This window comes from Pseudodesulfovibrio thermohalotolerans (genome assembly GCF_021353295.2).
GTDB classification, from domain to species: domain Bacteria; phylum Desulfobacterota; class Desulfovibrionia; order Desulfovibrionales; family Desulfovibrionaceae; genus Pseudodesulfovibrio; species Pseudodesulfovibrio thermohalotolerans.
Map to the genome: position 1 here is coordinate 1,385,107 of NZ_CP120635.1, position 13,140 is coordinate 1,398,246.

The 13,140-nt window shown below is 60.0% G+C and carries 12 protein-coding genes; 10 read left to right on the forward strand and 2 right to left on the reverse strand.

Features of this window, described 5'->3' with window-relative positions; translation table 11 throughout:
• Positions 1-24 precede the first annotated feature (24 nt).
• Together csrA and fliW are read left to right on the forward strand one after the other, a co-directional pair.
• Positions 25-267 carry a carbon storage regulator CsrA gene (csrA, locus tag LF599_RS06435; RefSeq protein ID WP_207262444.1) on the forward strand — a complete coding sequence of 81 codons (243 nt, stop codon included), beginning with the start codon at positions 25-27 and terminating at the stop codon, positions 265-267.
• Complete coding sequence (fliW, locus tag LF599_RS06440; RefSeq protein WP_269941290.1) at positions 267-686, forward strand: flagellar assembly protein FliW; 420 nt, start codon at positions 267-269, stop codon at positions 684-686. Before csrA ends, fliW begins: the two co-directional genes overlap by 1 nt.
• A 12-nt stretch (positions 687-698) precedes the next feature.
• On the opposite strand, the gene flgM is transcribed toward fliW, so the two are convergent.
• Complete coding sequence (flgM, locus tag LF599_RS06445; protein ID WP_279522712.1) at positions 699-1,007, reverse strand: flagellar biosynthesis anti-sigma factor FlgM; 309 nt, start codon at positions 1,005-1,007, stop codon at positions 699-701.
• A gap of 27 nt (positions 1,008-1,034) precedes the next feature.
• The gene (locus LF599_RS06450) at positions 1,035-1,445 is read right to left on the reverse strand and encodes a DVU0524 family FlgM-associated protein (protein WP_279522713.1); all 411 of its coding nucleotides are present in this window, start codon (positions 1,443-1,445) and stop codon (positions 1,035-1,037) included.
• A 163-nt stretch (positions 1,446-1,608) separates the two neighbouring features.
• Between LF599_RS06450 and LF599_RS06455 the strand changes: the two genes are divergently transcribed.
• From LF599_RS06455 to der, 8 genes are all read left to right on the forward strand, one after another.
• Positions 1,609-2,460 (forward strand): NAD(+)/NADH kinase, encoded by an 852-nt coding sequence (locus tag LF599_RS06455; RefSeq protein WP_279522714.1) that lies wholly within the window; start codon positions 1,609-1,611, stop codon positions 2,458-2,460.
• Between the two features lie 2 nt (positions 2,461-2,462).
• A complete protein-coding gene (locus LF599_RS06460) occupies positions 2,463-4,226 on the forward strand; it encodes an ARMT1-like domain-containing protein (protein WP_279522715.1) in 1,764 nt (587 codons plus the stop codon).
• A gap of 24 nt (positions 4,227-4,250) precedes the next feature.
• Entirely contained in the window at positions 4,251-5,660 is a 1,410-nt protein-coding gene (locus LF599_RS06465; protein ID WP_279522716.1) for an MltA domain-containing protein, read from the forward strand.
• A complete protein-coding gene (locus LF599_RS06470) occupies positions 5,653-6,297 on the forward strand; it encodes a DUF4254 domain-containing protein (RefSeq protein ID WP_269941284.1) in 645 nt (214 codons plus the stop codon). The genes LF599_RS06465 and LF599_RS06470 overlap by 8 nt, the downstream gene beginning before the upstream one ends.
• A 9-nt stretch (positions 6,298-6,306) precedes the next feature.
• Positions 6,307-7,740 carry an Asp-tRNA(Asn)/Glu-tRNA(Gln) amidotransferase subunit GatB gene (gene gatB / locus LF599_RS06475; protein WP_269941283.1) on the forward strand — a complete coding sequence of 478 codons (1,434 nt, stop codon included), beginning with the start codon at positions 6,307-6,309 and terminating at the stop codon, positions 7,738-7,740.
• Positions 7,741-7,929: 189 nt separating this feature from the next.
• Positions 7,930-8,970 carry an S-methyl-5-thioribose-1-phosphate isomerase gene (mtnA, locus tag LF599_RS06480; protein ID WP_279522717.1) on the forward strand — a complete coding sequence of 347 codons (1,041 nt, stop codon included), beginning with the start codon at positions 7,930-7,932 and terminating at the stop codon, positions 8,968-8,970.
• 154 nt (positions 8,971-9,124) lie between these two features.
• A complete protein-coding gene (locus LF599_RS06485; RefSeq protein WP_279522718.1) occupies positions 9,125-11,449 on the forward strand; it encodes a methyl-accepting chemotaxis protein in 2,325 nt (774 codons plus the stop codon).
• 117 nt (positions 11,450-11,566) lie between these two features.
• Positions 11,567-13,084 (forward strand): ribosome biogenesis GTPase Der, encoded by a 1,518-nt coding sequence (gene der / locus LF599_RS06490; protein ID WP_279522719.1) that lies wholly within the window; start codon positions 11,567-11,569, stop codon positions 13,082-13,084.
• The last annotated feature ends 56 nt before the right edge of the window (positions 13,085-13,140 follow it).

Consider the following 13,140-nt stretch of genomic DNA (forward strand, 5'->3'; position numbering starts at 1 on the left):
CCGAAGGAAACACTTGGTAACGACATGTTGATTCTTACCCGGAGACCGGGAGAAAGCCTCTATCTGGGCGACAATATCAAGCTGAAGATCCTGAGCGTTCAGGGCAAGCAGATAAAGATCGGCCTGGACGTGCCCGAAGATATGACCGTCTATCGGGAGGAGGTCTATTTGAAGATCAAGGAACAGAACCGGCAGGCACTGGAAATCAACCAGCAGGACCTGCTCGCGGCGGCGGCGCTATGGCAAAAGAAAGAACGCAAAAAATAATGACCCGGCTGGGCGAGCGGGTGATAAGCTCCGACTCGATCCTTTACTTTCCCCGCGGGCTGGTGGGACTTGAGGACAAGCGCGAGTTCACGCTGCTTCCCGTGAGGGAAGGGGATTCGCCGTTTTTGCTGTTGCAGTGCATCACCGACTCAGGCCTCGGCCTGCTGGTGGCCGACCCCTACAGCTTTCTCGACGATTATGATGTGAAGATTGAAAACCCGGAACGCAAGACCTTGAAGGTGGAGAATATCCGCCAACTGGCCATCCTGGTGACGGTGACCATTCCGCAAGACAAGCCGGAAGACACCACCCTCAATCTCCAAGGGCCGATTGTCATCAACACGGAGACGAGGATAGGTCTTCAGATTCCTCAGACGGAAGCGGGCTATCCCACGCACTTCCGGCCGATCGGGTCCTGATACCCTCTGTTGCTAAACCAGAAGATCGAGGTCGTCGCGAATGAGATTCGCGGCGGCCTTTTTCAGGTCGGGCATATAAGTCCCGTCCTGGACCTGGCGCTTGAGCTGGTCCACCTTTTCACGGCGGACATCCGGCGCCTCCTTCGCGGTCTGCAAAGCGGCGCCCCGCAGCCGGGCCTCCGAAGAGAGAACCACGCGGTCGGCGGCTTCTCCGGACGTCTTCACGCTTTCCCGGGCGTTGCGGACTTCCTTGGCCTCCGGCCGGTCGATCTTCTTGTTTGCGTAAGGGTTCTGATCCCCTACAATATTACGAATAACCATGTTGTACCTCCCGTGGGGACGGGACTATCAAAGCATGGTGCCATCCACCTTTGACAATGCTATTTCCCACAGCCTTCGCAAAACCCTGCTCCTTTCGGAGCCGTCGATTTCCCTCGGACCCTGGGGCGTCTCCCCGATTATCTGAACATCGCCTCCGTCGAGGGGGTACTCGAAGACGTACCGGCAGCCGAATTCGTTTTCAAGCTGTTCCAGAACGGCCCGGACCACCGGGGAACGATCGGAGTTGACGATCAGGTTTTCAATGATCTCATGGGCGATGCGCTGTACCAGCTCCCGGCGCTTGGCCTGCCTGGCGACATCGTCCTGGGGCTCCACACCCCCCATCGCCTGCCTGAAGCGCGCAAGGCGCTTGGCGTTCGTGAGCTGCTTTCCGTAGGTGCGCAGCATATTTCGAACATTGGCAGACGATGTATTCACGGTATTTTCCCTCTCTGAATGATACGATCGTCTCCGTGAAAAAAAACTTTAGGGGTAAAAGGGAAAAAAATCCAGGCAAGCCGGTCGGCGGGGGGAGGAAAAGGTTGGGTTCAAATGGAAAAAGGTTGAATGTTTTTCCAAATTTAACTAAAAAATATTCACCATGAACCGTGCCATAGAAAAAATGCTCATAGTGACCAAGCCGGGCGACGCCGCAGCCGAAGCGGTGCGCGCCGCCATGACCGGATTTCTCGCCGAAAGGGGGGTGGCGTTCGAGACCTGTGAGCACAGCCCCGACTCGTGCGGCGACGAAACGGATGTGGCCGGGCCCTTCGACCTGGCTGTGATCCTGGGGGGCGACGGCACTTTCATTGGCGCTGCACGCAGGCTCTTGCGCCTCAATGCTCCGCTTATGGGTGTGAACCTCGGACGGGTGGGTTTTCTCACTCAACTCGAACGCGACCATTGGCGCCCCTGGCTGACGCGGGTGTTGGACGAGGGATTCAAGGCCGCGCCGCGACTGGTCCTTGACTACACGGTGTCGCGCGGCGGCGAAATCGTCCGCTCCGGGCTGGCTGTCAATGATCTGGTCATCAGCCGGGGAGAGCTTGCCCGGCTCATTCGCCTTGCCGTGGCCTATGACGGCATCGACATTTCCTCTCTGCGTGCGGACGGGCTCATCGTGTCCACGCCCGCCGGTTCCTCGGCATACGGCGCGTCGGCCGGCGGTCCTCTGGTCCATGCCGGATTGTCGGCTTTCTGCCTGACCCCCGTCTGTCCCTTCCTGAATAGTTTCAAGCCCATGGTTTTTCCGGCGGAGGGCGCGATTTCCGTACGGGTGGAGGACCAGGTGGGCGAGGTCAGCCTGACCGAGGACGGCCAGTCCGTGGTCAGGCTTGGCCCGGGCGACGTGGTGACGGTGAAAAAGTCCGCCGTCGATCTCCTGGTGGTTGACCTGGGCCCGGGCGCGTATTTCGAGAAACTGAAGAAACACGGTTTCCTGACCGAGAGGTGAACATGGGTTTGGCCAAGAAGTACGATTCGGTTCTGGACGTCAAGTATGGGCAGGACCCCGCACTGGACGCGCTACTGCTCCATTTCATGTCGGAAAACCATCTGGAATACACCATCGACCCGCTCAAGAACGCGTCGAGCGAGCAGCTTCGCTTCATGATCGCCCTGAAGGAGGGCGAATTCTACGCCCCGTGTTCGGATTGGATGTTCTTCATGCTCCTGAATCAACGGCTGCCCGAACGGTTGTTGCAGAAGTACATCGAACAGTGGAAGCGGTTCATTCATCTTTCCCGGGACTTTTGCACGGACAGGGAGCTGGCCAGCCGGTTCATTCAGCTCGCCAGACACAAGTTCCGCATGGTTTTGGCCTCCCCCATCCTCATGCCCTCGCGGCTAATGAAATGGTTCATCACCATTTTCATGACACAGTCCGGCATCGACGATCCCTACCTGCATATCCGCAGGGGATTGAACCGACGGGCCGCCGAGATGGTCGGGAGCAGCGAATTCGATGAAATGGTCCACGCCAGCCCGGCGGAGGCCGATCTGAAGGGCAGGATCGACGATATCCGCTTCCTGCTCGACAGGTTGGAGATCGAGCGGCTCATGCGTATCGCCACCTTCACTGACCACTGGAACCCGGAGATGTTCTCGCTGGACGGGCTGCGCGCTTCGGGGCTGGCCGAGGAAGTGCGCGAGGGGTCCGATCTCCTCAATCCCATGTTCGAGTATCTGGGCCGCGACGGGGAGCAGCGGCACCGTATCCTTTATCTGCCCAACAGGGCGGGCGGCATCCTGTTCGACCTCAAGGTGGTCAAGGCGCTTCTCCGGCTGGGCCACCGCGTGGTCCTGGCCCTGAAGGAAGGGTTCTATTTCGACTATCCCACTTTCTGGGACCGCGACACGGACCTGGAACTGGCCAAGGCCTTCGAGGGAGCGCACTTCGTCAGCGAGGACAAGCTGTCCAAGAACGAGCTGTTGGGCATCATGGCCCGTCATCCCTTCATCGTTATATCGGACGGCACACGCGAGAAGTTCAACCCCTATCGGATGTCCGTGACCTTCGCCCGAGCCTGGAAGGAATGCGACTTCGTCTTAGCCAAGGGCGAGGACCTGTACGACCGGCTGATTCTCAACTCTCACGAGTTCACCCGCGACATCATTAATTTCTTCAGGGACGAGGAGGGCGTTTTCCGCGTTCACTTCCGGGCCAAGCCCGACCGGGTGCGAACCTTTTCGGAGCAGTATATCCTGCGCAAGGCCGAGGAGATCATCCTTGAGATGCGCCGGGCCAGGGCGCAGGGCAAGACGGTCATGTTCTACTCCGGAATCATCGGCTCGGTGCCGGGGCAGACCCAGGCGGCCATCGAGGTCATCACCACCTACGTCAACCATCTGCGCAACCAGCTCGACGACGCGTACATCATCAATCCCGGCGAGCACTTCGAGGAGGGCATGGACGCCGACGACCTGATGTTCATGTGGGAGAAGGTTCAGCGTAGCGGGTACATCAATGTCTGGCGTTTCCAGACGTATTTCGATATTGAAAAGAGCTTCGAGCTGATGGGCCGCAAGGTGCCTCCCGTCTGGACAGGGAAGGACTCCACGTACTCCACGGGCTGCACCAAGGAGATGCATATAGCCCTGGACGTGCAGAGGTCTCATCCCGAGTTGCAGATAATCGGCCCGAACCCCGAGAAGTTTTTCCGGCGGAGGGAGTACGGGGTGGGCAAGTTCTGTGACGTGGCCATCGACTCGTGCGGATAGGAACGCGAAACGGCCCGGAGCCTCATGCTGCATTTTTTTACCGATACACGTAAGCCCCTGTGGAAGGCGGCGCGTCTTCTGCTGGCCGTGGCCTGTCTGGCCGCGCTTCTGTCCTGCGTGCGGTCCGGTCCGATCTTCGGCCACCGCCCGGATGTTTCCTCTGTTGATGGGAAGGCCGAGGCCCTCGAGCCCGCAGAGGCGGCGGGCGATGCCGGGGCAGGGGACGAAGCCTGCGCCGAAGCTTTCGATCCAGCGGAGACGCCCGGTTTGACCCGTTCGCGGTCGGTCGGTCGGTTGAGCCTGCGCCCCGTGCGCGAACCTTTGGCCATTCCGGCCTGCGACATGTTTTTCCCGCTGTCCAACGTGGAAGGCGCGCAGAACATGGCCCGTTTGGACATTCGCAGTCAGGGGCTGGATTCGTGGAGGGCGCTTGAGGACCCGGTTCAGCGCAGTCTCGAATATGCCCTGAACATGCCTGCGGACGAGCCCGCCCTGGCGCGGCCTGGTATGTCTCTTACCTGGGGACAGGTGGTGCGGTCGTTGGAGGAATTTCTCGATCTGCTCCCGCTCCTGGACGCCGATCCCGACCTGTTGGCCGAGCGGTTCGTCTGGTATGGTATGCGTCAGAAGCCGCTCATGACCGGCTATTACACCCCGGAGATCGAGGCCAGCCTCACCCGGCGGCCGGGTTACGAGTTCCCCATCTACGGAGTGCCCGAAGATCTGCGTTATGGCCCGGTGCGCGGGCGCAGCCAGTTCTACCGGGTGGAGAGAGGACGTGTCCTGCCCTATTACCGGCGGGGCGATATGGATGTGCGCAAGGTCCTGGCCGGACGCGGGTTGGAGATAGCCTGGGCCAAGGACCCCGTGGACGTTTTCTACATGCAGGTGGAGGGGTGCGGACGGCTCCGGCTCCCCGACGGGACCACCCGCAACGTGCTTTACGGGGCCAAGAACGGCCACGGCTTCCGAAGTCTGGGCCGCATCCTCCACGCGCGCGGGCTTTTGCCCAACGGGCGGTTGGCCAAGGAGGACGTGCAAAAATATTTCGCCAAGCATCCCGAACGGATGTTTGAGCTGATGGCCGAGAACAGGAGCTACGTTTTCTTCCGTCTGGAAGACTCGCCGCCCGAAGGAACCATTGGAAAGCCGTTGACGCCGATGGTTTCACTGGCTACAGACCGAAAGCTCCTGCCGCTCGGCAGCCTGCTGGCCTTCGAGGCCGAAATCCCCGAGGCGCGGGACGGCCGTCCCGCGGGCAAGCGCAAGGTCGCGGGCATTGGATTGGCCCAGGATACCGGCACGGCCATCCGGGGCTCCCGCGTGGACTACTACATAGGCGAGGGCAACGCGGTGGCGCCCATCGCCAGCAATATCAAGACCGAGGCCACCGTTTACCTTCTCATAAGCAAAGAAGCACTTATCAATGGCTGACATTACACACGATTCCATCAAGACTACCCTTCGGGACGCCGTGGCACACCAGATTCGGTCCGTCATGGACTGGCATTACGGCGAGCCCGTGTACGAAGGCGATCCCGCCGATGATTTGAGCGGCCTCCAGGGCCTGCGCGAGCTGGTGGCCCGCCAGCACTGGTGCAATTTTCAACTCTGGCACGTCGAGGACCGCGCCCGCCGCAAGGATGTGGACGCCCACGTCATTGCGGACTGCAAGTACGCCATCGACAAGCTGAACCAGAAGCGCAACGATCTCATTGAGCGTGTGGACGGGTGTCTCGTCTCCATGATCGGGCCGCTGTTGCCCGAGGACGCGCCCGAGCGCTACAACACCGAGACCGTCGGCGCGGCTTTGGACAGGCTGTCCATCCAGTCGCTCAAAATATATCATATGAAAGAGCAGTGTTCGCGCAAGGACGTGGATGCCGAGCACATCCGCCAGTGCGACAGCAAGGTGGGCGTGTTGAAACGCCAGCACGCCGATCTGGAGCGGGCTGTCCTTGAGCTGATCGACGAGTATTTCGCCGGGACCAAGAAACCCAAGGTCTATTTCCAGTTCAAGATGTACAACGACCCGAAGCTGAACCCGGAACTTTACGGAAACAAGAAATAGGGGAGCCCCATGTCCCGGTACGAAACCGTCATCGGCCTGGAAGTCCATGCCCAGTTGAAAACCAAGAGCAAGATTTTCTGCTCTTGTTCCACCACATTCGGAAATGACCCCAACGAAAACGTCTGCGCGGTTTGTTCCGGTATGCCCGGCGTGTTGCCTGTGCTCAACGAGAAGGTCGTCGAGTACGCCGTCAAGGCCGGATTGGCCACCAATTGCGAGATCAATCTCAAGTCCGTGTTCGCGCGTAAGAACTACTTCTATCCCGATCTGCCCAAGGGATACCAGATTTCCCAGTTCGAGCTGCCCATCTGCGAGCACGGTCATGTGGACATTGAGGTGGACGGCAAGAAGAAGCGCGTGGGCCTGACCCGTATCCACATGGAAGAGGACGCGGGCAAGAACATTCACTCCGCCGCCGACAACGCCAGCTTCGTCGACCTCAACCGGACCGGCGTGCCGCTCATCGAAATAGTTTCCGAGCCGGATATGCGCTCGGCCGAGGAGGCTGTGGCCTACCTCAAGGAATTGCGTTCCGTGCTTCTCTACCTCGGTATCTGCGACGGCAACATGGAGGAGGGCAGCTTCCGCTGCGACGCCAACGTTTCCATCCGGCCCTTCGGCCAGGAGGAGTTCGGCACGCGCGCGGAACTGAAGAACCTCAACTCCTTCAAGCACATCCAGAAGGCCATCGAGTACGAGGTGGAACGCCAGATCGATCTCGTCGAGGACGGCGAGGAAGTGGTCCAGGAAACCCGGCTGTACAACGTGGACAAGGGCACCACCCATTCCATGCGCGGCAAGGAAGAGGCCCACGACTATCGGTATTTCCCGGACCCGGACCTGGTTCCGCTGGTGCTGGATCAGGCGTGGATCGACACGTGGCGTTCGGAACTGCCCGAGCTGCCTTCCGCCAAGCGCGAGCGGTTCATGACTGAATATGATCTGGCTGATTACGATGCTGCCCTGGTCACCAACGACCTGGCCGTGGCCGACTATTTCGAGGCCGCGGTCAAAGCCTACTCCGGCGATGCCAAGAAGGTCACCAACTGGGTCGTGGGCGATCTGCTGCCGTTCTGTCATGAGAATTCGGTCGAGGCCTGCGAGGTGAAGCTCACCCCGGCAAAGCTGGTCGCGTTGCTCGGTCTCGTGGACGACGGGACCATCTCGGTCAAGATCGGCAAGGACATCTTCCGCGACTTGTGCGCGTCCGGCGACGATCCCGCCGAGTACGTCAAGGCCAAGGGGTTGGTTCAGGTGTCCGACACCTCCGAACTCGAAGCCATGGTGGACAAGGTCATCGCCGAACACCCGGATGAGGTGGCGGCCTACAAGGGCGGCAAGACCAAGCTCATGGGATTCTTCATGGGGCAGGTTATGCGGCTTTCCAAGGGCCAGGCCAACCCCGGCGTGGTGACCAAGCTGTTCGCCGAGAAACTCTCGTAGGAATGACTTTGGCGGCATAGGCGTATGCCGCCTGTTGTCGCCGGTGATCGGATCTTTCGGGACAGGCCAGGGCGTATACGGGCAAGAGAATACCCTTTGTCCTCACTGCGCCGCGATAAAATGTTATGACGGGATCCCGAGGGGGAAGCTTTCCAATAGTTTTCCCCCCGGCCGCCGGAGGCAATAAAAGTGACCGAACATATTCAGTATTCTCCAGAGAAAGATGCTCTGATCCTGCTTGACCAGCGGTATCTGCCCAACCGTGAGGACTGGTTCGAGTGCCGGACCACCGACGATATCTGCTACGCCCTTGTGGTCATGGTGGTGCGCGGCGCGCCCGCTATAGGCGTTACCGCAGCCTACGGCTGCTATCTTGCAGGACGCGAGGCGCAGGGCATGGACGGCGATTGGAAGGCGAACCTGTCGGCCAAGCTGGACCAGATTCACGACGCAAGGCCCACGGCGGTCAACCTCCGTTGGGCTGTGCGCGAGATGCGCCGCATCTGGGATGAGGCGGGCGACATTTCTCTTGAAGACCTGCTCGGCGTTTGGCTTGCCCGCGCCAAGGAGATTCACGCCGGCGACATCGAGATGTGCGAGCTGATCGGCAAGTTCGGCGGCGAGCTCATCGAAGACGGCGACACCGTCATGACCCACTGCAACGCCGGGGCCTTGGCCACGGCCGGGTACGGCACTGCGCTGGGCGTGATTCGGGGCGCCATCGACCAGGGTAAGAAGGTTTCGGTCATCGCCAATGAAACCAGGCCGTTCCTGCAGGGCGCGCGATTGACCGCGTATGAGCTGCACAAGGACGGCATCCCGGTGAAGGTGGCTTGCGACAACGCCTGCGCGCTCCTCATGAAGCGCGGGCTGGTGGACAAGGTCGTGGTCGGCGCGGACCGGATTACCGCCAACGGCGACGCAGTGAACAAGATCGGCACTTTCGGGGTAGCCATCATCGCTAAGAGGTTCAATATCCCGTTCTACGTCGCTGCACCCGTGTACACCATCGATATCGAGACCCCCACCGGCGACGACGTGCCCATCGAGGACCGCGATCCACGCGAGGTGACGCATATCGGCGACCACCGCATCCCGCCCGAGGGTGTCGAGGTCTATAATCTGGCCTTTGACCCCACGCCCAACGATCTGATAACGGGCATCGTCACCGAAAAGGGCGTGCTCTATCCGCCTTACGACGAGGCCATCAGGAAGCTGTTCGGGAAATAATTCCGTTTCGGGAAATATATTCCGGGAGCGGAGCCGCATCGCGGCTCCGCTCCTTTTATTTTGCGGGACCATTTTATTGTTCTGATTGACACTATTCCATTGGGGTATCTATATAAGGGGCTGCCAACCATACAGATTCAAGGACGGACTCCCCATGAAGATGAAAAGCGTGAACACTGCCATCGCTCTGTTGATCTCCTCCAGTATGGCCGTTGCGATTCTGGCCGCGGTGCTTTGGGTCAACCACGACACCCGGCAAACCGTTTTCAATGAAGGCAAGGAATCCATGGGCAACATGGTCGAGCAGACCATGGCCGCATTGGAAAACTACATCGCCCAAACCGACGAGATGGCCCATATGCTCGCTTCGCAGCAGGCCGTTGTCGACGCCCTGGCCGGCGGGGACGCCATGCCCGCTTCCCTGCTGTTCAAGGACCTATTGTCCTCTTCGGACAGCTACTGGGCCGCTTTCGCCTTTGACAAAAACGGACAGGTGGTCGCCGGGTACAACGCCAAGAAGCAAAATCTGGTCGGCGCGGACCGCAGTACCCGCGAGTATGCCAAGGTCGTTCTTTCGGGCAAGGCCGACCGCTATCTCTCCAACGACATTCTCGTCTCCAAGAGCGGCGACGGAATCATGATTTTCGCCGCGGCCAGTACGGTTCGCGACCGGGACGGCCGGATCGTGGGCGGGGTTGGCCTGTTCCCCAAGTGGGGCAACTTTACTTCCAAGTTTATCGACCCCTTCCGCGTGGCGGGCAGTGGGTATGCGTTCATCCTTGATTACAAGGGCAGGATCATCGCCCACGCGACGAACAAGGAACTGCATCTTCAGGATATTTCGGATCGGGATTTCGCGCGGATTGCGCTGAAGACCAAAAAAGGCGAGACGACCTATCTTTGGGAAGGCCAAAAAAAGTACATGGTCTTCGATACCCTTGATACGACCGGCTGGACCGTGGTCATGAGCGCCTACGAGGATGATCTGGCGGCAGCGGCGTTAAACCAGCGCAACAAGCTGGCCGTGGCCGGCGTGGCCTTGGGCGTGCTGCTGGTGGGCATGTTGGTCTTCGCCGTGCGCAGGATCATCATTTCCCCGGTTGAGAATATTCTCGACTTCGCGTCCAAGGTGGCCGGAGGCGATTTGCAGGTGCGTCTCGAAGGCCGGTACAAGTTCGAGTTCCGGTCCTTGGCGGAACAGATCGAAACCATGGTTCAGGAGTTGAAGGCCAAGCTGGGCTTCTCCGATGGCGTATTGGCGGGAATAGCCTTGCCGTGTGCCCTGGTTGGCTCGGATCATACCGTGCTCTGGGTCAATCGGCAGATGTGCGATTTGCTCAAGCGCAACGATCCGCCAGAGAGTTACGCGGGGGTGAAACCCGGCGCGTTCTTTTTCGGCGATTCCGATGTCACAACCCTGTCCGACCGGGCAGTGGAGCAGCAGAAACGGCTGGATGAGGAAATGGAGTACGAACGTGTCGACGGCATGACCCTCAACGTACAGATCACCTCCACGCCGTTCTATGATATGGACGGCCAATTGCTCGGATCGTTGACCATTTGGATTGATGTGACCGAGATCCGGGGGCAGCAGAAGGTCATCAAGACGCAGAATGAGCGCATCTCCGTGGCAGCCGGTCAGGCCCGGGAGATTTCCCTGTCCCTGTCCAGCGCGGCCGAAGAACTCTCCGCCCAGATGGAGGAGGGCAAGCGCGGGTCCGAGAATCAGCGTGCCAGGGCGGGCGAGACCGCTTCCGCCATGGAAGAGATGAACGCCTCGGTGCTTGATGTGGCCCGCAACGCGAGCCAGGCTGCGGAAGACGCGGATCAGGCCAAGACCGGCGCGCAGCACGGACAGGAGATGGTCGACCAGGTTATCGAGGCCGTGGGCGAGGTGCAGAAGAGGACCGAGGAACTCAGGCTCTCCATGGAGGGACTCGGCGCCGAGGCCGAGGATATCGGCAACGTGCTTGGCGTAATCACGGACATTGCGGACCAGACCAACCTTTTGGCGCTCAACGCGGCGATCGAGGCGGCCCGGGCCGGAGACGCCGGGCGCGGGTTTGCCGTGGTGGCCGACGAGGTCCGCAAGCTGGCCGAGAAGACCATGGCCGCCACCAGCGAGGTGGGCGAGGCCATTCACCGTATTCAGGACATGACCGGGCGCAACATCGGGGCCACCAAGCAGGCGGCCCAGGCCGTTGAACGCAGCACCGACCTGGCCCGCGAGTCGGGGAATGTGCTGCTTGAGATCGTCGGCCGCGTGGAGACCGCTTCGGACCAGGTGCGGATTATCGCCACGGCCGCCGAGGAGCAGTCCGCCACCAGCGACGAGATCAATCGGGCCACGGACGAGATCAACAACATCTCCATGGATACGTATCAGGTCATGCAGGAGGCCAACGAGGCCATCCAGGAAGTGGCCGCAATGGCCGTCCGGCTCAACACCGTTATTGAGGACATGGCTGCTTCGGATTAACCCTGCGGACCACAATGGACTCGACAATCGATTGAGGATAAGGTAACCCCGCGCTTCCCGCCCATGGGATGCGCGGGGTTTATATTTTATAGAGTCTTCAACCGTCCGGAGCAGAGCATGTTGCCGATCGTCGCCTTGGTGGGCCGCCCCAATGTGGGCAAATCCACCCTTTTCAACCGACTTCTCAGAAAGTCGAGATCCATCACCCACGATATGCCGGGGGTGACGCGCGACCGCATCTACGGTGAGTGCATCATGGGCGAGACCCGGTTCGACCTTATCGATACCGGCGGCATGGTCCTGGAATCCGAGGCCACGCCCGAGCTGTCCAAGGACTTTGAGGACGAGATTTTCGAGCAGGCCCGGGACGCCATTGACGAAGCCAACGCCATCGTTTTCGTCGTGGACGGCAAGGAGGGGCTGACCCCCCTGGATCAACAGGCTGCGGAATTCGTGCGCAGGTCCGGCAAGCCGGTGCTCATGTTGGTCAATAAGGTGGACGGCAGCGAATTCGAAGCCCACATGACCGCAGAGTTTCATTCCCTGGGCATAGATTTTCTGCCCGTGTCGGCGGCTCATGGCTACAATCTGTCCGAAGTGCGCAATCGAGTCCGTCGATTTGTTAAAAGCCTCGGTCTGCCTACGGATGTGGACGACGGCGTGGAGAAGGGCTTGCGCCTGACCATGCTCGGCCGCCCCAACGCGGGCAAATCCTCGCTGGTCAACGCCATCATCGGCAAGGACAGGCTTATCGTCTCCGATGTGGCCGGAACTACCCGTGACTCCATTGATGTAACCTTCGAGAAGCAGGGCAAGCGGTATACCTTTGTCGACACGGCTGGTGTGCGCAAGCGAGCCAACATCCAGGACCATCTGGAGAAGATCAGCGTCATTCGCGCGCTCAAGAATTCCAAGCGGTCCGACGTGACCATTCTGACGATCGACATCACGCTGGGCGTGGGGCGTCAGGACAAGCGGCTTATCGAGTTCCTGGCCAAGGAAAAGACCCCGTTTATCGTGGTGGTCAACAAGGCGGACCTTATTCCCCGCAGTGAGACCAGCCGCGCTCTGGAGGCGTTCCGGGAAGAGCTGCGCGTGATTCCGCATGTGCCCGTGGTCATGACCAGTGCCGTCAAGGGCGTGGGCATCGGCAAGCTCCTGCCCCTGGCCGAAACCTTGCGGCGGGAGTGCGAGATACGCGTCGGCACCGGCGAGCTTAATCGCATCATGCAGGCCGTGGTGGAGAAGCTCCAGCCTCCCGTGGTCAAACGCAAGCGGCCCAAGTTCTATTATGTCACCCAGGCGGACGAGGCCATTCCCACTTTCGTGTTCTTCTGCAACGATCACACCCTCGTCAAAACGTCCTACGTGCGCTACCTGGAGAACCAGTTCCGCAAGATGCTCGGCATCAAGTCCGCGCCCGTGAACATCGTTTTCCGCTCCAGCCACGACAAGAAGGAGTGGGAGAAGACCCGCGGCATCTCGGCCTTGGGCAAACGCGGCCCGGGCCGCGAACGCATCGGCGGAGCCAAGACCCGCAGACACGAGCTCAAGTACAAGGCGCTCAAGAGCAAACGCCGCCGCGATGAAAAAGAGGCCCGGGAAAAGGACGGAGCCGGGAAAAAAGGCAAATAGGGACTATCTTTATTGACAATCCCCGCAGGAAAAGGGTAGACGGACTTTCCTCAATG